This window comes from Rheinheimera sp., from assembly GCF_030824435.1.
GTDB lineage: Bacteria > Pseudomonadota > Gammaproteobacteria > Enterobacterales > Alteromonadaceae > Pararheinheimera.
The window spans coordinates 1-23,480 of record NZ_JAVBXS010000041.1 but is presented as its reverse complement, the minus strand read 5'-3'; the positions used below and the strand labels follow the sequence as shown (position 1 = coordinate 23,480).

The following is a 23,480-nucleotide window of genomic DNA, read 5'->3' as shown; positions in this document are numbered from 1 at the left end:
TTTCTAACGGGACCGGCAGCCCCGTCTGCTCAGGGCAGCTGTTGTTGATACAGTTGCAACACTTCTTCGCCGGTAATGGCTTCGTGATAAATATTCACTTCATCCAGCATGCCTTTAAACGGCGTATCCCAGAAGTTCACCCCCAACGCAAAACCCGGGGCGCCGCCAGTGCCAAACACATTCGGGAAGTTGTTGCCGCTAAACACCTGCTGGCCATTCAGGTAAATTTTCAGGTTGCCGCTACTGACCACAAAAGCCAGATGTGACCAGCTGTTCAGTGGCACCCGCTGGCCTATACCGGCGTCATACCAGGCGGTGCCAGACCACAACATAGTGTTTTCACCAACACCACCATGGCCACGCGGCACCAGACTTACCCAACTGCTGGCGCTGGCATAACCAAAAAACGCTGTGCTGTAGTTAGTCAGCTGCGCCGGATTTAACCACAAGGCCACACTGTAGCTCTGATCTGTGATCAGGTTATCCGGTAAACGTACACCTGAGCTGCCGTTCAGCACCAGCGCCTGGCCGCTGACACCCGCCTGATAACTCAGACTGCCACCCGCCAGATCCAGCCGCTCCGCTGTGCTGCTACCGCTGTTAAAACGGCCGGTGATGTCTGTCAGATCGCTGTTATCAAAACTAAAGTGTGCATATGGCGCAGGTGGTGCCAGCGATCGTACCGTCACCACAAAATCACGTTGTTGTTGCAAACCATTTAAGGTCACAGTGGCAGTTAACGTCAGCTGCCGGTCTGTGTCATCAACACCTGGCCGCGTTACTTTGCCACTGGTATCGATGGTATTGGTATCGCTGGACTGCCACTGGATCACACTGGCAAAAGCACCACTGCGCGGCAAGGTTAAATCGTTACGTACGGCGGAAATATCTCCCAGGTTGAGGTTATTTACCGCAAGTTGCAACAACTGCACGTCGCTGAGCCTGTCCACATCCAGCGCTTTGATTTCCGCAGCAGTTAAAGCAAATTCATAGATCGCCAGCTCGTCAATAGCACCTTGAAAGGGGATGTCCCAATAATTCACGCCCAGCGCAAAGACCGCCTGTACTGTGCTGAACAAATCACGGAAATTACTGCCGGTAAATTTCTGCTCACCGTTGATATACAGACTCAGTTGCCCTTGCTGCACGCTGAAAGCCACATGAGTCCATTGGTTGGCCGGAATTTGCAAACCGGCACTGCCATCAAACCAAAGCTGGCTACCACTCCACAACATAGTATTTTGATCCCAGCTACGCGGTACCAGACTCAGCCAGCTGTCATTGCTGGCTGCGGCAAAAAACGCCGGCGTAAACTGAGTCAGCACAGCAGGATTCAACCACATCGACACTGTGTAAGTGTGGCTGTTGATCAGACCATCCGGCAGCCGCACCCCACTTTGACCATCCAACTGCACTGCCTGACCGACCTGGCCTGCAGCAAAACTGACAGCGCCACTGTTATCCGGTCTGTTACCTGTGGCAAGTCCGGCGGCAAAAGCAGCGGTACTGTCCGTCAGATCCTGTTCAAAGCGGTACAAAGCGGTGCGGTTATAGGCTTTACGCGCTTTGACAACAACCATAAAGGTTTTGATACGCTGCACCCCGTTGCTGCGGATAGTGGCAGTCAGTTCAACCTGGGCATCACTACGACCGGCAGCTGGTTGTTCTACCTTACCGTTTGCGGCAATCACCAGCGGTAATGAAGAAGTCCACTGGATGGTTGCGCCCTGGGCACCACGGTCGGGCAGCACTAAATCTGTGCTGGTTTCTGCCGGCAACTGCAGGCTGTCGGCGGTGTTTTGCACCAAGTCGGCACTGCCAAGTACCGGCAATCTGCTGCCCCACACTGCTTCGCCTTTGCCCGACAAGGCGCTGAAAGTAGGCACCAGCTGCGTGGTATTGTCATTGTATTGCCAGGAAAGCACCCCGTTAAAACTGCCGACGCCGTCGATATTCAGCGTGATCTGTTGTTTTTTGCCCAGCACATAACTGCCGTTCAGGTCGCCACTGATACTGCCGTCGGCATGCAGACTCAGGTAAACCGACCTATGGGGTGTGCGGTTGATATCTTTGCCATGGTTGATGAACTGATAGGTACCAAGCACATCGGTTTTGTCGACCAGATTATCACCCTGAATGGGCGCATAACGGTGGGGGGCCGCTACCAGCCAGCCATCAGCATTCACAAACAGCTGATGTACCCGGATTTCGTGGCCTTCGCCTTTATCCGGGAAACGGGCATGGAAAATGACAAAATGTTGTTTTGTCGTGGTGTCGTAATAAGCTGAGTTGTGACCAGGCGCCATATAACCATGGTCCGAACCCGGATCGCCCGGATTGTGTTCAAACACATGGCCACCCATTAATTTCACACCAAAGGGGGCTATAGAGGACCAGCCACCGGAAGCCGCCAGCATATTGTTCCCTTCAGCATCGACAAATGGCCCCTGCGGACTGCGCGAGCGGGCAATCCGCATGTTATAACCATCGTTTTGTGCAAAACCACCAAAAGAGGTAAACAGGTAGTAATAGTCTGATTCCGGGCTGTAGAACATAAAAGGCCCTTCAATAGCGCTGTAATAACCACCCATTATTTTGCTGCCATAACCCTGTCCCGGCAAAGCAAAGCCGGTTTGTGGGTTGAGTTCCAGCACAAAAATACCGCCGGAATAAGAGCCATACACCATCCAGAGCCGGCCGGTTTTATCAAAAAACACGTCCGGATCTATGGCGTTTGGATGAATATTACCGTTGTAGATGTTGCCATCCACCCCAGGGTTTTCGCTGCCGCGATGACCACTTTTCAGCATCAGGCCCAGATTGCGGTACGGCCCTTCAATCTGCTCAGACACAGCCACGCCCAAATAAGAACGTGACGAATCACATTCGCCGTTTTCCGGTGAAGCACAGTGGTTGTAATAAAAATAATATTTGCCGTCCGCCAGCTGGATCACGTCCGACGCCCAGGAACCAACATGGCCGCCCGACCAGGCAATTCCTTCGGCCGCTTCGCTCTGATAAGTGGCGAAAAGCGGATTGGCATTATTGACGCCTTCAGCCACCAGCTGCCAGTTCATCAGATCAGTACTTTTCGCCACCGCCAGATGGGAGCCAAACACATAAAAGCGGCCATCATCCAAACGGATCACCGAAGGGTCATGCACAGTCGCATTTTGGTAAGACACCGGCGTTGATAATGTCGGATCCGGCAAATGGTCATCAGACTGCCGCTGATAAACCGCAGTAGCGTAACTGAACATCCCCCTGCTGTTGGCAAAATACACCCGCACCGGCGTGGTTAAGCTGGTGACATTAAAATAAGGCCGGCCAGCGTCGTCTTTGCCATGTGCATTGGTCACGGTGTAACTGCTGCTGGTGATCACCAGCCTGAGCGGCTGCTCCGCCGTTGGCGCGGGTGCCTGCAGAATCTTATTGTCGGTGTAATAACCCAGATTACGCACTGTGACTCTGACACCTTGTTGTACCTGGGCATCTGGCAGCGGTTGCCACTGGGCTGCCTGTGCTTCACTGGCAAACACCACAGTGACAACAGCACACAACAGGCATAATAACGGGCTGAATAACAGAGGCTTAAACATGATGTTTGCCTCCGGCACAGGCTAAATGACGCTGCCGGCGCCATAACAACAATAAAGCGGTCGTGAATAAAACCAGACTGGCCGGTGCAGGCACAGCCGTACTTTGTAACTCAAGGGCGCTCAGCTGCAACTGGTCACCAAGCACAAAATCATTGTCTTGCAGACCAAATTCCAGCGTCAGGTTGCGGCCAATCCAGGCAGTTACCTCAAAACGGCCGCCACTGCTTAAATCCAGCGCATCGTTCGAATCTAAATCCCGCAACTGGGCAAAATAAAAATCGTCGGCACTGCTTAACATGGCCAGTAAATCCAGCTGCAGCCACAAGGCCTGACCACTGGCGACCGGCCCCAGTTGCAAGTCCTGAAACAACACCAGGCTCCAGATCTCCCGCTGTTGTTGTTGCACTGTACTTAATGTCAGCGTCGCGCCGTTGTGGCTAAAAGCCGTTGTATACTGGCCAAAAATATCGCCGCTGTGCTGGCCGGACGTGCCGTTTTGCAGATCAGTCCAGCTAACTGCCGCCTGCCAGTGATCCAAACCCTGGCTGAAATCCGGATTCAGCAAAGTGGCCTCTGCCATACCGGAACAAACCAGCATCAGCGGCAGCAGACAACGCCTGAGTGTTTTTTTCATCATCTTCTCCTGTTGCACCACCGTTCAGGCGGTGGCCTTGTTATTCACCTGCTATTGCAGGTTTTGCTCCTCTGCTCTATCTGCTGAGCTGACCTTTGGCTGGTCAACGTCAAGCAGATTGAACGTGAAAACTGTGGGTCTGAAGTCTTCGGGCCACACAGCGCTGCCTGATGCAAAGCAATAAACACAGGAAACAAGGCCAGGGGACAACAGCTGCCAATCGCCAGCTGCAATATCACACAAATGCAATATTGTAATACAATATTAATAAACTAAGATCAGGGTTGCTGTAAAGAGATCAAATAGGGAAATTTTGATGGTCGGAGCTGACATCACCGCTGGAAAATGCCGTTATGGCGTTGTATTGGTAAAACGAAGCGCATGACTGGCGAAGTGCATAACTGGCAAAACGTATTGCTGGGAAAACCCATGATTGCAGCAAGCAGCATCCCGGCTAAAAGCCCTTTCAGGCTTTAGCTGGGATGGCCTGCAAGCTGGCAACTCCCTATGCCCTGCTCGCTGTTGTATATGTCCTTGCTGCTGTGCCTTAGCTGGAACTTATTGCACTGCTCTCAGGTGAAACAGCTGGCAAGCAGTGCCATTGGCCGGTGCCTGAGCCAGCATGGTTCCGTCGGCAAGACCACAGCTGGCCAGATCCAGCACCTGCTTGCTGTAACTATTACTGAGCAACAAAGCCCCCCCCTTGCCAAAACTCAGCTGCCAGGCTGCGGTTTTGGCCTTGCAACTGCTTTGCACCAGTTTGGCACCGGGCACCACCGCATCCTCTTGTATGGCCAGGCAAAGTTCCGGCTGCTGTTGTGATTTAAACTGCAAACCGGCAAGCCTGGTTTGTTCCGCAGCACCGCCTGTTGTTTGCTCTGGCAGCACAAAGGCCTGCCATTGTTGACAAGGCTCGCCGCGCCAGCGTTGTTGTGTCACTAAGGCCTCGTTGGCTGCCGCCTTGTCACAACCCCCTGCCGTTAACACCTTGCCGGATTGTTGGCTGATCAGCGCAAACACGCCCTGTGGCAACAGTTGCCATGGGCCGCAGTTTTTATGACCAGTGCCACAAGATAAAGTCTGGTTATTCGCCAGATTGTGCAATGAAGACCAACCATCAGCAGTCGCGTTAAACTGCCATTGCTGCTGGTTTTGATCACGCCATGGCTGTAATTCAGCGGCATTAACACCTTTTGTTTCCAGATGACCGGCGCCTGCAAGCACCTGGCCCGAAGCGCTGTCGACCAGACGCACTGCTGCTGTTGCCATGGCGTCCGGCTGCCAGAGGTTGGCTTTATCACAAGCTGCCAGCTGTGACTGAGCGGTTTTTCTGCCCGCTTTATCATCAGGCTGGCTCGTGGCCAAACACAGGCCGGAGTTTTTATCACGCAACCGGTAGGCCAGCCCCTGCACTTTACCAATACGCGGGCCTTGTTCACCGGATGGCCGCGCCACCTGAATGCCGGGCGCCAGCGGCTCGCCAAATAGCGGCAGGCCTTTGGGGTCAAAGCTGAACTTTTGCGCCCGTAATGAACGGCTGGCACCACAACCCTGGCTGGCCTTGTCGTTGCCGTGATAAACCAGCCAATGTTCTTTGCCATCCGGCGATTTAAAGAAGCCGTTATGACCAGGGCCAAACACTTGTCCGGTGCGGCTGAACACTGGTTTATCGTGTTTTTTCCAATGCGCGGGGTTAAGCGCATCATCCCCGACCAGCTCCATCAGACCAAGTTTATAATCTGCTGTGTCGCAAAAACTGGCTGAATAAGTCACAAAGGTGCGGCCGTTGTATTTCAGGGCCGCTGCGCCTTCAGTCACTTTGCGGCCACTGGTTTCCCAGCCAAGCACGGGCCGGGTCAGCACCTGATGCTGTTTGCCGGCCGTTAAGGTCCAGGGGTTGTCCATCTGCGCAATCAGATTCAGCTGTTCGTCGCCCTGCCACTGCGAATACAACAGATACAAATTGCCATTGTGTTCGAGGTAACTGCCGTCAATGTTCCAGCTGTCCGGCATCATGGCGCCTTTGTACTGATAAGGCCCCATCGGGTCGTCACCGGCACTTTCCAGCACGTTCAGATGTTGATGATCCAAAGTGCCATCCTGACCTGCTGTATACATCAGATACCAGCGATAACCATTGGGCCCTTTTAAGCGGTGAAATTCAAAAGCCCAAAAATTACAACAACGTTTCGGATCAGTGTCCGACCAGACATAGACTGGCGTTGCTTTGGCAAGGCCGGCCAGGGTTGGTGATTTACGCATCACCAGTTGTGAAGTCCAGGTGGTGGTGGTCAGATAATAGTTGCCGTCAAAATACTCCAGCCAGGGATCAGCACCGTTATCAAACAAAGGGTTACTAAAGGCACCCGCCTTTGTTGCTGCAGCCTGGGCAAGCCGGGGCTGTTCTTTTGCCAGCACTGTTACCGGCATGGCCAGTAAGCTGGTTGATAAGGCCAGAGCGCAGGCCTGCCATTGAAGAGGACTCATATATTACTCCTTCGCAGCTTGTGTACTGAACCGGTACACAATACGGCTCTGATATTGCTGGCCTGGCTCCAGCACAGTCGTAGCAAAATCCGGCTGATTGGGTGCATCGGGGAAATGCTGCGGCTCTAAACAAAAACCACTCCGATGGCCATAAGTCCGGCCTTTGCCCTGGATACTGCCATCAAGGAAATTGCCGGAGTAAAACTGCACTGCAATATCGTCAGTCAGCACTTCCAACACACGGCCACTTTTTGGCTCCAGCACCAGACCGGCCAGCACCAGTTCTTTATCCGGTGTATTTTTCAGCACAAAGTTATGGTCATAACCCTGGCCAAGTTTCAGCTGGGCATCATCGGCGGTGATATCACGGCCTATAGCTTTGCTGCTGCGAAAATCAAAAGGGGTACCGGCGACATGCTGTAGTTGCCCGGTCGGGATCAGACCAGCCGCCACAGGCGTGATTTTTTCGGCCGGAATGGTCAACTCGTGACTCAGAATATCGCCTTGACCTGCCAGATTAAAATAACTGTGCTGCGTCAGGTTCACCACTGTGGTTTTGTCGGTCGTGGCGGTAAACAACATTTGCAGCTCGTTGTTGTTGGCTAGTGTGTAGGTGACTTCAACCTGCAGATTACCCGGATAACCCTGGTCGCCGTCCGGGCTGAGCAGGCTCAGCACCACACCGACGGCGTCGTGCTGTACAAAGGTTTTGGCGTCCCAGAGTTTTTTATCAAAACCCTGCACACCTCCATGTAAATGATTGGCGCCATCATTGGTGGCAAGCTGATAACTGGTGCCGTTTAAAACAAATTTGCCCGCAGCAATACGGTTGCCATAACGACCGATAATGGCCCCAAAATATGGGTTATTTTCCAGATACTGCGCCAGGTTGTCGTAACCAAGCACAATGTCAGCACGTTGGCCTTTGGCATCCGGCGTGACCAGCCGCGTAATAATGCCACCATAATTGGTCACATCCAGTTCAATGCCATTGGCATTTTTCAGAGTGTATAAACTTACTTCACGGCCGTCGGCCAGCTGGCCAAATGGCTTTTGTGTAACTTCGGGGCGCATGACTTTTATTTCCTGCTGAACGTCTGAGGGAGATGCTGTTGTTGCTTGTGCAGCTGCGCCTGATGACTGAGTTGGTGCAGGCGCCGGGCCACAGCCCGCCAGTTGTATACAAATACAAGCGCCGAAAAACAACGGCAGCGGACCTTTGGCCCAGGGTTGCTTAAATGTCATGATCACACCTTGTCTGAGTGGCTAACTATATTTTGTACTTTTATAATACAATTAGAGGTTGTTAGACAAGATGTTTTCGGTGTTAAAACTGCAGCTCACCGTTTTGCACCAGAATACAGTCCATACCAGCAGCTGCTGCTGCCTGCTGACCTATAGCGGTATCTTCAAACACCACACAGTGTTGTGGTGCCACGCCAAGCTGCGCCGCCACAGTTAAAAAGGTTTCCGGATGGGGTTTGCCTTGATCAACATCTGTGGCAGTGACCACTGTATCCACCAGCGCCAATAAACCGGTTTGTTGCAGCATTTTCAGCGCATGACTGCGGTCGGCACCGGTGCCAATACCAATTTTTAACCTGCCACTATAATGCTGCAGCAGCTCAACTGTGGCCGGAATAAGGCTTGGCACCTCATCCAGCTTTTCCCACAGCTCCCGTTTGAGCTGCGCAACTTCCCGGACGTCATGCGACAAGCCATATTTTTCATTCAGCAATACCACTGTCTGATCGGTCGGCACACCACCCAGATTATGCATATATACCGGGTCAAACGGATAACCATAACGCTCGCACGTCTGGCGCCAGGCAATGCCATGGCTGCCCATTGAATCAATTAAGGTGCCATCCATATCAAAAACAATGGCCTGATAAGCTGTTAAATCCAGCATCTGTGCTCCCTGATAGTTGCCAATTTCTAGTTATCCAATCCCAAAACAACAACAGGCCCAAAGGCCTGTTGTTCATTCCATCAAAGGCAACACCGGCCGATATTACAGCCCCTGCTTCAGGAAATAATAAGCTGAGCTTTGCCGCAGTTCGTTTTTCAGCTGACGGATATTGGTAGCGTCGTCAATGATCACAGTCTCGACGCCTGCCATTTCGGCAAAATCCACCACCATATCTGTGGTCACTGCCTGACTAAACACAGTGTGGTGCGCACCACCGGCGTGGATCCAGGCCGCAGCGGCCACACTTAAGTTCGGTTTAGGTTCCCATAAAGCTGAGGCTACTGGCAACTGTGGTGTGCCTGCCGGTGGCACAACAGTGTCTACTTCATTGATCAGAATGCGGAATCTGTTACCCAAGTCTATAGGCGACACGTTAATGGCCGGGCCTGGTGCAGCACTAAACAACAAACGCGCCACGTCACATTTTACACCTATGGTATGGCGGTGCACTTCAAGCCGGGGTTTGGCGGCTGCAATCGACGGGCAAACTTCCAGCATATGGGCGCCTAACACCTGGTCACGGCTGCCAAAGTTATAGGTGTAATCCTCCATAAAAGAACAACCACCGGCGCGGCCCTGGCCCATCACTTTCATAATGCGCACCATAGCCGAGGTTTTCCAGTCGCCTTCGGCGCCATAACCATAACCCTGCGCCATCAGACGCTGGGTGGCAAGACCAGGTAAACCACTCAGGCCAGCCAGATTTTCAAAGCAGTTGGTAAAGGCTTTAAAACCACCTTTATCGAGGAAACTGCGCATACCAAGTTCAAGCCGCGCTTCGTTTTTTAACATCTGCAGCGCGTATTCATCGCTGAACACTGCCGGCGCAATGTCATAATCCTGCCGGTATAACTCAAGCTGGCTGTTGATGTCACTGTCGCTGACGGCATCGACCACCGCGACTAAATCGGCCAGGCTGTAAGCATGAACTTCATAACCAAACTGAATTTGCGCCGCCACTTTGTCGCCTTCGGTCACAGCCACCTGACGCATATTGTCGCCAAAACGCGCCACTTTTAACGAACGGCTTTCGGCCCAGCCCATAGCAGCGCGGCACCAGTCGTCAATGTCCTGCACCACTTGCGGATTTTGCCAGTGACCCACCACCACTTTGCGTTCTTTGCGCATTCTTGTACCGATAAAACCAAACTCACGACAACCATGTGCACTCTGGTGTGTGTTCATGTAGTTCATGTTGATCTCAGCCCACGGCAACTCAGCATTAAACTGGGTATGTAAATGCAGGAACGGCTTACGCAGTTCATTCAAGCCTGCTATCCACATTTTTGCCGGCGAAAAAGTATGCATCCACAGCACCAGACCCACACAATCAGGGTTGGCATTGGCCTGCTGGCACACTGCAAAAATTTCTTCCGGGCTTTTTACCGTCGGTTTCAGCACCAGCTGCACCGGCAATTTGCCACTCTGATTCAGGCCAGCCACAATAATTTCACTGTCCTGTGCTACGGTTTGCAGCACCTTAGGACCATATAAATGTTGTGAACCGGTGACAAACCAGACTTCTTTAGTATTCATCATCTTCAAATTCCTCTTGGCTGCGGCCGGCTTACGCCTGACCGTAATAAGCGTTTTTGCCGTGTTTACGGAAATAATGTTTGTCCATTACCGCACGGGCCAGCAGGTCGCCTTGCGGTGCCAGGGTGCGGGTTAAATAAGCCATTCGCGCAATTTCCTCGAGGATCACTGCGTGATAGACAGATTTCGCTGCATCTTTGCCCCAGCTAAAAGGTGCATGGCCGGCGACCACCACCATAGGGGCCGCCAATGGATCCAGCTCAGCAAAAGCCCGCACTATCTGCACGCCGGTTTCTTCTTCATAGTCGCGCGCCACCTGCTCCATGCTCATTTCGCCGGTGCAGGGCACTGCGCCATAAACAAAATCAGCATGGGTGGTGCCCAGGCAAGGAATAGGCAATTTGGCCTGCGCCCAGGCGGTGGCATAAGTTGAATGGGTGTGGGTGACACCACCAATCTCCGCAAAATGGCGGTATAAATGAGTGTGAGTTTTGGTATCCGATGAAGGGCGTAATTTGCCTTCGACAATCTGGTTATCCAAATCAACAATCACCATGTCGTCAGCGCGCATATCTTCATACGCCACACCACTGGGTTTTATCGCAATGACCCCTTTGGCGCGGTCGATTTGTGACACATTGCCAAAGGTGTAAATCACCAGGCCGCGTTTTTGCAGCTCTAAATTCGCTTCAAAGACTGCACGTTTTAATTCGGTGTAACTCATATGCCCTCCTGTGCTTTTGCATCCACAAAAGCACCAAGCTGCTGATATTGCTGGTATAGGCGGTCGTAAATGGCGGCATCTTCCGCATTGGGTTTGTAGGTCTGGCATACCGGCGATGCCATCACCTGCTGCGCGGCAGCAACTGAAGGGAACACACCAGCCGCCACTGCCGCAAAAATGGCAGCACCCAAGGCGCAGCTTTGTTCGCTGTCGAGCACAGCAATGTCGCAGTTCCAGACATCGGCACAAATCTGCATCACCAGCGGTGATTTTTTCGAAATGCCACCAATCACCACAATGGAATCAACAGGCACACCCTGCTCGCGAAAACGTTCGGTAATAGCGCGCGAGCCATACGCCGTTGCCTCAACCAAAGCGCGGAAAATTTGCGGCGCCTGGCTACCCATTTTCAGGCCGCTGATCGCCATCGCCACCCGCTGACTGGCATCGGGCGTGCGCCGGCCATTAACCCAATCCAGTGCGGTAATGCCGGTTTGACCAGGTTTGAAAGTTGCCGCCTGCAACGACAAAGCGGGAATTATCTGCGCTTCCAGCCCGGCCAGCGCCGCGGGCGTCAACTGCTGACCCAGTAACTGCAGCGGAAAACTCAGCAGGTCGCGAAACCAAGCATATAAATCACCAAAAGCCGACTGACCGGCTTCCAGTCCAATCATGCCCGGTAACACCGAGCCATCAACCTGACCACAAATACCACGCACTGATTTGCCGGCCAGTAACGCCGGGCTGGCAACTGTAATATCGCAGGTAGAAGTGCCCATCACTTTGGTCAGCACGCCTGGCCGCACATTGGCGGCGACGGCCCCCATATGGCAGTCAAAAGCGCCATATCCGACCGCAATACCACGCGGCAGACCGAGACGCTGCGCCCATTCAGCACACAAACGACCTGCGGTTAAATCGGAAGTTCTGGTGTCTGCATTCAGGCGCTCAGTAAAACCGTCCAGTACGGGATCAATACCGGCAAAAAAATCATTGGGCGGGAAACCGCCCCAGCTTTGGTGCCACATCATTTTGTGACCGGCGGCGCAGCGGCCCAGATAAAAATCGGCCGGCGCCGTGGTCTCGGTCAACACTGCCGTGATCCAGTCGCAATGTTCAACAAAGCTATAAGCTGCAGCCCTTACCGCTGCGTCCTGACGCAGCACATGCAACGCTTTGGCCCAGTACCATTCAGATGAATAAATACCACCGATAAACTGCAGATAATTTGGCCCGGCACCACGCGCGGCATAAGCATTGGCTGCAGTGGTAATTTCGGCCGCCTCAGCCACTGCGGTGTGGTCTTTCCACAAGACAAACATCGCATTCGGGTTTTGCGCAAATTCCGGCAATAACGCCAAAGGCACACCGGCGCTGTTAATAGCCACAGGTGTCGAGCCTGTAGTGTCGACACTCAAGCCGACCACTTTGGCGGCACTGCCTTGTGGTGCTTGTTGCCACAAGGCCTGCAGTACCTGCTCCAGGCTGTCAAGGTAATCCTGTGGATGCTGACGGAACTGGTCACGACCCGGTTCACAATACAAACCCTGACTCCAGCGCGGATAGTTCACCACAGCACTGGCCAGTTCGCGGCCGTCTGTTGTATCGACCAGCAAAGCCCGCACCGAGTCCGAGCCATAATCAATCCCAATTACATAAAGCGACATAAGCACCTTTTTATTGTCAGCATCGACATCACAGAACATTAATTGTATGATAATATCACCATTAGAGGGCTGTAAAGATCATATAAAAATATATTTTGATTTTCTCTGAGTGTTTTATGAGTTTATGTTGACTGGTAAGGGCTGCAGCAAGAGGTCAATACAGGTCAAAGAAAAAAATCAACCAGTGCATGTTGCATTAGCAGCAGATTTCACCCAATTAAATATGATAAATGAGGGAGTTATGTCGGACCAATTAAGCCAGTTAAAGCAGCTGACCACTGTAGTCGCAGATACCGGTGATTTTGCCGCTATTAAGCTGTATCAACCGCAGGACGCCACCACCAACCCGTCGTTGATTTTAAAAACGATTGAACAGGCGCAATACCGCCATCTGGCAGCTGAAGCTTTGCAGTGGGCTGCAGCAACCACTGAGGGTGATGCCCGCATTACCCTCGCTGCCGACAAACTTGCGGTGCTGATTGGTCAGCAATTGATGGCGCAGGTACCGGGTTATGTTTCAACCGAAGTGGATGCCCGTTTATCTTTTGATACCATGGCAACCATTGAAAAAGCCCATCAGCTGCTGGAGCTGTATCAGGCGCAAGGCTCAGACATCAGCCGCGTACTGATTAAAATTGCCGCAACCTGGGAAGGTATTCAGGCGGCGCGGGTACTGGAACAACAAGGCGTGCGGTGTAATCTGACGCTGATCTTCAGTTTTGCCCAGGCCCGCGCTTGTGCCGAGGCCGGCAGCTACTTAATTTCGCCTTTTGTTGGCCGTATTCTGGACTGGTACAAAAAGCAGCAACCGGAGCAAGATTTTAGTGGTGAACAGGACCCGGGCGTGTTGTTTGTGCGTCGGGTATACCAGTATTTTAAAACTCACCGCTACCCCACTATTGTAATGGGTGCCAGTTTTCGCAACAGCGAAGAAATTCGCCAGTTGGCCGGCTGCGACCGCCTGACTATCAGCCCGGCATTATTGCAGGAACTGGCCAACAGCACAGGCCAGATAACACGCCGGTTGCATGCCGATGTCCCGGCCGCAGCTACGCCTGCTACCCTGACCGAAGCGCAATTCCGCTGGCAAATGCTGGAAGACCAAATGGCCAGCGACAAACTGCAGGAGGGCATCCGCCAGTTTGCTGCCGACCAGCAGAAGTTAGAACAGATTTTACGGGGACTGTAACGACCATAGGTGCTGCGTTTTGTCAGACAAAACGCAGCACTCAACTACTCCACAGCTTACAACCGGCCCCTATACACCCGCCAGTAAGGCGTTTGCTTGAGCAACAATATTGGCCGGACTAAAACCAAAATGTTGCATCAATACCGGGCCTGGAGCCGATTCACCAAAACTGCGCATGCCGATAATGGCGCCGTCGCGGCCGGTGTATTTGTACCAGTAGTCCTGATGCGCCGCTTCAATCGCCAGAATTTTACTGCCAAGCGGCAATACTGCAGCCTGATAGGCTGCATCCTGTGCATCAAACACATCAGTGCTTGGCATCGACACCAGCCGCACCGCCACACCGGCGTCTGCCAGTTGTTCATAAGCCTGCAGCGCCAGCCCCACTTCAGCGCCAGTAGCTAATAAAATCAGTGCAGGTATACCGCCTGCAGTCTTGCTTTGCACAGCTTCACTCTCTTTTACAACATAAGCACCACGCTGAATGAAGCTGATATCCAGATCCGCTGGCACCACAGCCTCGGTATTTTGCCGGCTTAATACCAGCGCCGTCGGGCCATTTTTACGCTTCAACGCATGCTGCCATGCCACAGCAGTTTCGGTGGCGTCAGCTGGCCGCCAGGTTGATAGGTTCGGTGTTAAACGCAAATTCGGCACTTGCTCCACCGGCTGATGGGTTGGTCCGTCCTCACCTTGGGCAATAGAATCGTGGGTGTACACAAAAATACTCTGAATGCCCATCAACGCGGCCATGCGCACTGCATTGCGGCCATATTCCATAAACATCAGAAAAGTGCCGCCAAAAGGAATAAAACCGCCGTGCAACGCCACACCGTTCATGATGCTGTTCATGCCAAATTCGCGCACGCCATAATGCAAATAATTGCCGTCCTTGTGTTGATGCAACGCTTTGGCTTCAGGCCATAAGGTCAGGTTAGAACCGGCTAAATCGGCTGAACCGCCGAGAATTTCCGGCAACACTTTGGCAAACACCGCAATACTTTGTTGTGACGCTTTGCGGGTGGCTATCGCCTGTGCCTGTTGCTGACAAGTCAGAATATGCGCCTTGGCCACTGCGGCAAAATCGACTGGCAGTTCAGCATTGAGCACGCGGCGGCTGAACTGCCCGGCAAGTTGCGGAAATTCCGCCTGATAACGCAGCCACAGTTGCTGCCAGGTCTGTTGCCTTGACTCGCCTTTGCTGCGTTGATCCCACAACGCCGCAATATCGGCCGGCACTTCAAAGGCCGGCCAGGGCCAGCCAAGTTGTTGCCGCACCGCTTGTACTTCAGCCTCCCCTAAAGGCGCACCATGACAATCATGAGTACCAGCTTTATTTGGCGAGCCAAAACCAATGACGGTTTTACAACAAATCAGCGTCGGCTGGCTGGTATTGGCCTGCGCCTGGCGGATAGCCGCAGCAATAGCGGCGGCATCGTGGCCGTCGACATCGCTAATCACCTGCCAGCCATAAGCGGCAAAACGTTGTGGCGTGTGGTCGGTAAACCAGCCTTCAACATGACCATCAATCGAAATGCCATTGTCATCCCAAAACGCAATCAGTTTACCAAGCTTAAGCGTACCGGCCAGCGAGCAGGCTTCATGCGACAGCCCTTCCATCAGGCAACCGTCACCAAGGAAACAATAAGTGAAGTGGTCCACTAAGGCAAAACCCGGTTGGTTAAACTGTGCTGCCAGCGTTTTTTCCGCCACCGCCATGCCGACCGCATTGGCAATGCCGGCGCCAAGTGGCCCAGTGGTGGTTTCGACACCTGGTGTATAACCATATTCCGGATGGCCCGGTGTTTTTGAATGCAGCTGCCGAAAACGTTTGAGCTCGCTGATTGGCAGGTCATAACCCGTCAGATGCAACAGTGCATACAACAACATAGAGCCATGGCCGTTTGACAACACAAAACGGTCGCGATCAGCCCAGGCCGGGTCTTTTGGGTTATGTTTTAAAAAATCACGCCACAGCACAGTGGCAATATCGGCCATGCCCATAGGGGCACCCGGATGACCGGACTTAGCCTGTTGTACCGCATCCATCGCCAGCACCCGAACCGCATTTGCCAGCATTTTGTTCTTTACCGCATCACTCATGATGTTCCCCAGTCATTATCCATCACTATTAATATTGTATTACAATTAATCATGACAAAATGTCAGCACAGTGACAAGGGCAAGCGAAGAATAAACTGCAGCCTGTTGGTGTTGTCAGATCCACAACACCAACAGGCTGACAGATCAGGCAGCGTGCTGCTATGCCTGTAGTTCACACCGGGGAGAGGTGGCAAAGCACAGCAGCTGCTGACAATACAAAGTGCAGCAACACACCCTGTTGGCGCAACTTAGCAACCAAGGCAGTTAAATTTGGCTCAGCTCACCCTCAGCCGTATTGCTGCTTTGCTCTGCCATCAAGGCAAAATGACTGGTAATAAAGTTTTCAAAAGCAAGTTTAGGGTCGATATGAAAACCATCGATAACATCTTGCCGTCCCAGTGCATAAGCTTGTTCAAACAGGTTGATGAACATTTGATTTGACGTCATTTCCTCAACATCAATCTGCCGGGTCATAGAAGAATTGGTATTCACTTTCATGCGCTACTCTCATTGATTGTTTACCCAAAATCCATTTGTTGGGTCTGGGGCAATGTGATAACACAGCCCCCGCGCACACAATCTATTAAACGAAGATAAAGACCTGACAAATTTCTGATACTTATCTGACAAAACAGCACGACCAGTGATGAATGTTGTTTTTCATTCTAAAAATCAACAACTTAATATAAATCCCCGATAAAGGTATTTCAGAAAAAAAGTCAAACTGAACCAGAGTACAACAGCAGCTCAGCTGCGTAAAAACGGCCCTGAGCTATACCTCTGCAGTGAACACACCACAAACAGAGGCGCTTGGCAGGCATCTGCACTCTGTCTATACTAGGCGCGTCGTATTGAATGGTCGGAGGACTGACTTTGTACATTTTGTCGTTAGAACAACAACTGTCTGCTGAACTCAACAGAGTTAATTTTGATAAATTGATGGTTGAACAACCTTATGAGTACAAGTCCATTTTCCTGAACAAAATACGCCCGGACTCTACCAACCCCAGATTTCTTCCTGTGGTGATTATTCCAAATCAGGATGCTTATCAGGTCGCGACAAAAAAAATAACCAAAAGCCAGCTGATTGCCCGTTATGATGCCGAAAACAAAGTTGTAATTGGCAAAGCATGTATAGTGAATTGTTTTAAATACAATTCACCAGACTGGAAAAAAGCTAACAAAACCATTGAGTCAATTACCGAACTGGCAAGCAATATCGCAGTGTCGGAAATTATTCAGGTCCCTACTATCTATCCAACTGAAGATGGCGGTTATCAGATCCTGACCGGGCACCGCCGTTTTTTTGCCATGTTATATGCCAACGGTCTCGATAGTGCTGCCCATTTTAAGCTGTACCTGTCCCGCCCGGCATTGCCAAAAACCAAACAATTTCAGGAAAATGCCAGCAGGGAAGATTTGCCCCAGTATGGCAAACTGCAGGCATTTAAAGACGCTATGCTTGAAATTGAAACCCTGAGCAGTATGCGGCAACGCCAGGAAGGAAAAGTACTGACGGTGAAAGAATGCGCCAGTATTCTGGGTGTCTCTATGGGCGCTTTTGATAATTATAATGTGTTAACAAGGTATGCTGCTGTGCTGGATGCTTATCATCATGGTTATGCCCAACCCTTTATAAAAATGAAAAAAATGGTGTTGTCGATTGAAAATTCTTATAAAAGAAAACACAACATTACAGCGCTGAACATCGATCATAAAACCGCAATCAATCAGCTGATCAAAAAAGCCATCTTAAAAGAATCCGATACTAAACCAAAACAAAACCCCAAAACCTACCGTATAGCTCCCATTACCTCAGTGGATGTATTAAAAACATTGTTGTCGGTGAATGTGTTTGAACTGGAACTGGGCATCGACTGGAACTCACTGGACTGGCAAGACAATCGTCAGGTGAATGACGCCATTGCTGCTGTGGTCAGTTATATAGAAATGAAAAACAGCGCCTGACTTTTGTTGCTTAACAAAGATGGTGCTGTATGAATACGGCGCTTTTAACTTTGGGTTGTCGCCTGCTCAGGCGCAGCAAAAACAGCAGCTGCATGGTGTTTATCAAAGCACCAGAGCAGCGACAGAAGCACCCAGGGCTGCACCTGCCACAGTGTCTGATGGAAAATGCACACCAAGTACTACTCTGGATAAGGCCACCCAGAGTGCCCAGCCATATAACACAGGTAAAGCCCATGGATACCAGACACCCAAAGTGCCTGCAATCAAAAAGGCCGCCGACGTATGACCTGATGGAAAACTAAATTTATCCTGCGGGACAACGGTACAACAAAAACCTTCAATACAATCTGCCGGCCTGTCCCGTCTGCAGATATTTTTGGTAGAAAAATAAATAACCCGTTCAATAATAAAAGCAACAACCACCAGTTTGACAATATCATAATGTTCTAAATACAGTAAAAATAAGCCAAGCAGAACATACAAAGGTCCATCGGCCGAAATTGATATATAACGGCAACAGGGCACAAAACCCTGAATATCTTTGATACCTTGGGTTTTCCCAAGCAGACAGAGGTCTGCCTGATGGATCGACTTTAACAGTCTTGCATAAAATCTGCTGTGATTGACTGTGTTCATCAGTACACCTTTCCTTGTGGCAGTGCCTGATAAAAAAGGCACCTTCTGCTGCATCAACTATGCGTCCCTGCCGACATCAAAACGGATCCCTGCATAACAATCTTTAATGTTATTAAACATTTGGTTGCAAAACACCTGATAGGCATGTTCCGTCAGCTGCTTCTTCAGCCAATGCCATTTATCCAGTTGCAGCAGAGCCATCACTGGCGGGACAGGGAAATTCTGACACGCCAGAAAGGCAACTCTGGTGCCTGCACCACCGGCTATTTTTTTAAACGACAAATAGCCGTCGTCACACAAGGCCGAACCATTGGGGCTAAAAACCGTGTACATCCAGACTTTTTGTTCATCGTCGCTGTAGTCAATTTTCTCCAGCTTGTATACATCCAGATCCCCTTTGCCCATAAAAGCCGCATAGTTTGGCTGTGGCAAAGCCACAATCCGCACCACCTGATGCACAGCCCTTGCCTGCGGATCCGTCAGAACCACTTTGGTATCAGTACTGACCGAATCCCGATAAAACTTACCGGCATGGGTAATATCCACTTTTTGGATAAAATCGTCATAAGGCAAAGCAAAATCACGTTCACCATAAAAATAAACCGTATCCTGCTGATGGATCCAGCGCATCCCGGCTTTATTCGGCGGCACCGCCAATAACTGCTGCTCAATATCACGTAACACCGGGATGATTTTTTCGTAATCAGCTGGTTGATATTGCTGAATATCAATCAACAAAGGTTTTAACTCACGCACCACCCTTTGTTTGGCAAAAAAGATCCGGGGTGCTCTGGCAATATTGGTAATAACGTCTCGCATAGATAACAAACCTGTTGCTCTGTTAAAGGGAAGGTGGTGTTGCATCCGGCTGTTGTGGACTTAACAAAATGCTGTGATGAAAACCAAGCCTTGGATCACTCCACCAATGCAAAGTCTGATCAAACTCCTGCAATGACGGCATCTTCACAGTAAATTTCACAGTGTTGGCCGGATAGTTGTAAATGGTAATAGAATTCAGGCCCCGGTTTGCGGTAAACAACAACCCCTGGTTAGCAGACAACTGACAACCATACACTGAATCCAGAAAAGCACCACGCGACACCAGAATGGCTCTGAGATGCTGATGACCATGGGTAAAAATAGAACCCCGGGTCAACGAATCCAGAATGGTGCGCAATCGTTGCCGGGTTGCACCTAAACGGCTGAAAAAGTCAGGTCGTGCATCCAGAATACGATACGAAGACAAGCTTTTCCGGTCTATCATCATGATGGTGCCACTGGCACCGTTACAATAAATAAGTTCCTGATCTGACAGGCAGACATCTGAATTGACATGGGCATGAGTATCCTGCCCCGTGGCCCAGTGCCGCACTACAGTGCCTGTGGCTGCGTCAATTTCATAGGCATACTCTTTAAACTGGGCAATAGACCATTCATGGTAATTATGACCATCCTGAGGCTGCACCCGAAAAGACAATGCATAAAACTTATCTGTGACAGGATCACAAACCACATGCCAGCAAGTGGTTGGCAGCACAACTCTTTTGGTCGTTCTGGTTTCAAGGTCAAAGATACCAACTTCACAACCTTCACCCAACACCGGGTGGTCCATACCGCCATACACCAGATAACGCCTGGACGCCGTCATTTTCAGCGCATGTGGCACTTTCAGCCCGTGGTCACAGAGCCGGACCGGCTGTTCGGGATTATTTAAATCAAACTGCCACAGACCATTACCAATAGTGACTATCACCTGCGAATTATTCAGCCAGACCGCATGGGTACTGCCTTTGATCGACGAATCTGTTGCTTCAAAACGTAAGGTCGAAATTCTGCTTAATTCCTGCAGTGTTGCAGTGTCATAAAACATCAGGTGCTGGGCTGTGCTACCCAAAAAACCAGTCCGGCGATCCGGACTGATACTAATGGCATGCCCACCGGCCATGCCGTCGTAAAACTTTATATCAAAGTTGTAGTCATCGGTTTGTGGGTTGTAGCGGAACACACAAACGCCCGCTCTCCCCTCCAGACCATTCAGACCGTTACCATCTAAAGCGATGTGAAACTCATACGGAAATACCATGTGCCCATTTGTCCTCGTCTGCATTAATCCGATTGCCTGCGTTACTTTTTGGCTTTTGCGCAACCGATTTCAAAATCTTTGCCGTAATACCGCGCCAGAATATTGTCTGATGTGGTGTACCAAAATGCTTTATAAGCAAACCGGGTTAACAGCTCACGGAACCATTTCCAGCGGCTGAATCCGAGGAAAACCATAATGCGTGGTAATGGAAACTGCTGTAATGCAACAAATTCAATTTTGGTTTTGCCATCCGGTAACCGGGATAAAGACAGATAACTGTCGTCTGCAACTGTAGAAGCATTCGGACTACAGACAGTTCTCATCCAGTTGATCACCTGATCCTGATGATATTCCTGGAATTCCAGCTTATACACATCCAGCTCATCTTTGCCGAGAAAAGCCGAATACGCAGGTTGTGCCAAAGCAGCGATACGCTCAATTTGTAGCACAGGGCGGCCTAACCCATCCCGTTTCAGCACTTCAGTATTAATACCAATCACGTCGCGGAAACAATCACCAACCCGGCTGATCTCTATTTTGCGCACTAAATCGTCGTAGTTGATATCAACATGACGTACACCATAAAACTGCACACAAAGTTCACCGTCATAATGGTAAATCCATTTCATACCATCGCCTGACAAAGGCAGGGGTTTGAGCCGGTCTGCCACTTGCTGGGTGGAAGAACGGTCATATTGAAAGTCGGCAGACCTGAATTCGGTTAAATCTAACCGGATTGGTAACTTCTTGCGTGGTAAAGTATTTTTAGCAAACATAATTTGCATGGCACGTTTTAACTGCCGCAAACTCAGGTCCGTTTTTAACTGCCCTTGTGGCACTGTTTCATCGGATGCGTGATGTTGATACAACTGCTCTGCCGCACTTTTTGCCGCCTGACTGAAATTGTTTTTCGCACTAACCAGACTGTCCTGATTGCTCATAATAAACCCTCTAAGTTCAATGTATTGATCCGGGTCGTGGCAGCACCAGCCGCCATCCGTTAACAACCCTGTTATTTAAGCTATAGCCAGCTGCTGCACCTGCTCCACAGCTTCATCCACAAACAACACTTTTTCGCCGAATAATCCACGCAGAATTTGTTTGGTGACATCAGTCAGCACGCGCTCTGCCACAGGATCAACAATGCTTGCCAAAGATGGCACGCCAAAATCAAAATCAACTATTAATGAAGCTTTGACACCATCTGGCTCAGCAACCAACACCCAACCGCCAAAAAACTCATCAAAATCGCCTTCTATCTGACTGAAATCAAGCCGCAATTTATCGCGGCGAAACCAGTCTTCTTCTGTCCAGCGCAACAGGCCGTTCCTAAACTTCACCACCCAGCTGCTGTGCACGTTATCGTCTGTGTGTTTTTCAACATCAACAGAAACAACAACATCAACCAACTCAGCGTAATGCCGGAAATCCGCCAGAGTATCAAATACATCATTTGCTTCGGCGTCCGGAATAAAAGAATGGATCTCTACATGCCGCATCTTAAAATGCTCCTACTGAATTCACTGTGGTATATTGCCGCGCCAGCGCTTTACAGGCGCCTTCAAAGGCCGTAAGTAAAAACTCAACTTCGGCGTCATTCATAATGGCCGGTGGGGTAAACCTGAGTACTGTGCCGGCATTCAACGAATAATTAACCAATAAATGGCGTTCAATCATTTCAGCCAATAAGGCACCGGCAAAGCCAGGTCCTTTCATTTCGACACCAATCAATAAGCCGGCACCGCGCACCTCTTCCACCAGATATGCACAGTGTTTTTTCACTATTTCTTTCATCCGGCCTAACAATACTTCACCTATTTGTGCAGCTCTGAACACCAGATTGTCTGCAATAATAGCTTCCACCGCGGCGCGGGCTGCAGCCATTGCAATAGGTGCACCGGAAAAAGTGGAGGTATGAATAAAAGGGTCTTTGTTAAAGGCCTGGAAGGCTTCAGCTGTGGCCACCATAGCCGACACCGGCACTATGCCACCGGACAAACCTTTCCCAACCAACATAATATCCGGCGTAACATTTTCTCTGTTTGCCCCCCACCAATAACCCAGACGCCCCATACCGGTTTGGATCTCATCCAGCACCATCAGAGCGCCATATTTGTCGCAAAGCGCGCGCACTTGTTGCAAATAACCAAAAGCAGGGATCCTGACGCCACCTTCACCCTGCACCGGTTCCAGAATGACACAAGCCTGCGGACCGGTTTTCAGTGCTTGTTCCATTGCTGCTACATCACCAAAAGGCACAGCAGAAACGTCAGGCAATAATGGACGGAATGGGTCCTGATACAGCCGGTTTGCCGTGACCGACAAAGCACCAAGGGTTTTGCCGTGATAACCGTTGATGGTGGTGATTAAACGTGTTTTGCCAAGTGTCCGGGCCACTTTAATGGCCGCTTCAGTGGCTTCAGTGCCGGACCCGGCAAAATGCACATGGGCCAGCCCCTGAGGCACCACCCGACACAAAGCTTCAGCAGCAAGGGCTGCCTGAGGTTCAAGTAATATTCTCGAAGCTATCGGATTGGTTTGAATTTGTTTGATCACCGCCGCTTCAACATGAGGATGGCGGGCACCTAACAACATCACACCATAACCACCGGCATTCAGATATTTCTGACCATCCAGGGTTTCCACCCAGGCACCTTGTGCTGAAATTTCAGTTTCAGTACCAAACACATCTGAAATTTTGGCCCGGCCCCGGGATAGGTGCCGCCGGTATAAGTCGGCAATTTTGGCACTGCTCAGTTGATTTACATCGTTTATTTGGGTTACAGACATACAGAATCCTTTCAGAATTAAACCATTGCCAATTGTTTTCCTTCACACCATTCAAACAGCGACTGTGCTGAACTGTGGCGTGACGGTGGATG

At 50.7% G+C, this 23,480-nt stretch carries 18 protein-coding genes; 2 read left to right on the top strand and 16 right to left on the bottom strand.

Annotation, left to right across the window (positions count from 1 at the left end):
* Positions 1-29 precede the first annotated feature (29 nt).
* From RCH83_RS10030 to RCH83_RS09995, 8 genes are all read right to left on the bottom strand, one after another.
* The gene (locus RCH83_RS10030; RefSeq protein ID WP_306521562.1) at positions 30-3,599 is read right to left on the bottom strand and encodes a LamG-like jellyroll fold domain-containing protein; all 3,570 of its coding nucleotides are present in this window, start codon (positions 3,597-3,599) and stop codon (positions 30-32) included.
* On the bottom strand, positions 3,592-4,233 hold the full coding sequence (locus RCH83_RS10025) for a hypothetical protein (protein ID WP_306521560.1): 642 nt from the start codon (positions 4,231-4,233) through the stop codon (positions 3,592-3,594). The genes RCH83_RS10030 and RCH83_RS10025 overlap by 8 nt, the downstream gene beginning before the upstream one ends.
* Positions 4,234-4,791: 558 nt before the next feature.
* A complete protein-coding gene (locus tag RCH83_RS10020; protein WP_306521558.1) occupies positions 4,792-6,720 on the bottom strand; it encodes a family 43 glycosylhydrolase in 1,929 nt (642 codons plus the stop codon).
* Positions 6,721-6,723: 3 nt separating this feature from the next.
* The gene (locus RCH83_RS10015) at positions 6,724-7,965 is read right to left on the bottom strand and encodes an aldose epimerase family protein (RefSeq protein WP_306521556.1); all 1,242 of its coding nucleotides are present in this window, start codon (positions 7,963-7,965) and stop codon (positions 6,724-6,726) included.
* An 82-nt stretch (positions 7,966-8,047) separates the two neighbouring features.
* Complete coding sequence (locus RCH83_RS10010) at positions 8,048-8,632, bottom strand: HAD family phosphatase (RefSeq protein WP_306521554.1); 585 nt, start codon at positions 8,630-8,632, stop codon at positions 8,048-8,050.
* 102 nt (positions 8,633-8,734) lie between these two features.
* Positions 8,735-10,231 carry an L-arabinose isomerase gene (gene araA / locus RCH83_RS10005; RefSeq protein WP_306521552.1) on the bottom strand — a complete coding sequence of 499 codons (1,497 nt, stop codon included), beginning with the start codon at positions 10,229-10,231 and terminating at the stop codon, positions 8,735-8,737.
* A 28-nt stretch (positions 10,232-10,259) separates the two neighbouring features.
* A complete protein-coding gene (locus RCH83_RS10000) occupies positions 10,260-10,952 on the bottom strand; it encodes an L-ribulose-5-phosphate 4-epimerase (RefSeq protein ID WP_306521550.1) in 693 nt (230 codons plus the stop codon).
* A complete protein-coding gene (locus RCH83_RS09995; RefSeq protein WP_306521548.1) occupies positions 10,949-12,619 on the bottom strand; it encodes a ribulokinase in 1,671 nt (556 codons plus the stop codon). Before RCH83_RS09995 ends, RCH83_RS10000 begins: the two co-directional genes overlap by 4 nt.
* 241 nt (positions 12,620-12,860) lie before the next feature.
* Between RCH83_RS09995 and tal the strand changes: the two genes are divergently transcribed.
* Complete coding sequence (gene tal, locus RCH83_RS09990; protein WP_306521546.1) at positions 12,861-13,808, top strand: transaldolase; 948 nt, start codon at positions 12,861-12,863, stop codon at positions 13,806-13,808.
* Positions 13,809-13,877: 69 nt separating this feature from the next.
* On the opposite strand, the gene tkt is transcribed toward tal, so the two are convergent.
* Together tkt and RCH83_RS09980 are read right to left on the bottom strand one after the other, a co-directional pair.
* Entirely contained in the window at positions 13,878-15,911 is a 2,034-nt protein-coding gene (tkt, locus tag RCH83_RS09985; RefSeq protein ID WP_373689763.1) for a transketolase, read from the bottom strand.
* A gap of 264 nt (positions 15,912-16,175) precedes the next feature.
* Positions 16,176-16,409, bottom strand: coding sequence for a hypothetical protein (locus RCH83_RS09980; protein WP_306521544.1), 234 nt, complete (start codon positions 16,407-16,409; stop codon positions 16,176-16,178).
* Between the two features lie 357 nt (positions 16,410-16,766).
* Here RCH83_RS09980 and RCH83_RS09975 point away from each other — a divergent pair, with 357 nt between their 5' ends.
* Positions 16,767-17,879: a hypothetical protein gene (locus RCH83_RS09975; RefSeq protein WP_306521543.1), complete on the top strand. Its 1,113-nt coding sequence runs from the start codon at positions 16,767-16,769 to the stop codon at positions 17,877-17,879.
* A gap of 102 nt (positions 17,880-17,981) precedes the next feature.
* Here RCH83_RS09975 and RCH83_RS09970 read toward each other — a convergent pair whose 3' ends face one another.
* From RCH83_RS09970 to RCH83_RS09945, 6 genes are all read right to left on the bottom strand, one after another.
* Positions 17,982-18,515 (bottom strand): phosphatase PAP2 family protein, encoded by a 534-nt coding sequence (locus tag RCH83_RS09970; RefSeq protein WP_306521541.1) that lies wholly within the window; start codon positions 18,513-18,515, stop codon positions 17,982-17,984.
* 57 nt (positions 18,516-18,572) lie between these two features.
* Positions 18,573-19,334, bottom strand: coding sequence for a hypothetical protein (locus RCH83_RS09965; RefSeq protein WP_306521539.1), 762 nt, complete (start codon positions 19,332-19,334; stop codon positions 18,573-18,575).
* Positions 19,335-19,356: 22 nt separating this feature from the next.
* Positions 19,357-20,598, bottom strand: coding sequence for a hypothetical protein (locus RCH83_RS09960; RefSeq protein WP_306521537.1), 1,242 nt, complete (start codon positions 20,596-20,598; stop codon positions 19,357-19,359).
* A gap of 41 nt (positions 20,599-20,639) precedes the next feature.
* Complete coding sequence (locus RCH83_RS09955) at positions 20,640-21,539, bottom strand: hypothetical protein (RefSeq protein ID WP_306521535.1); 900 nt, start codon at positions 21,537-21,539, stop codon at positions 20,640-20,642.
* A 75-nt stretch (positions 21,540-21,614) separates the two neighbouring features.
* Positions 21,615-22,097: a type II toxin-antitoxin system RatA family toxin gene (locus RCH83_RS09950; protein ID WP_306521533.1), complete on the bottom strand. Its 483-nt coding sequence runs from the start codon at positions 22,095-22,097 to the stop codon at positions 21,615-21,617.
* A 1-nt stretch (position 22,098) separates the two neighbouring features.
* Complete coding sequence (locus RCH83_RS09945) at positions 22,099-23,388, bottom strand: aspartate aminotransferase family protein (protein ID WP_306521531.1); 1,290 nt, start codon at positions 23,386-23,388, stop codon at positions 22,099-22,101.
* Positions 23,389-23,480 lie beyond the last annotated feature (92 nt).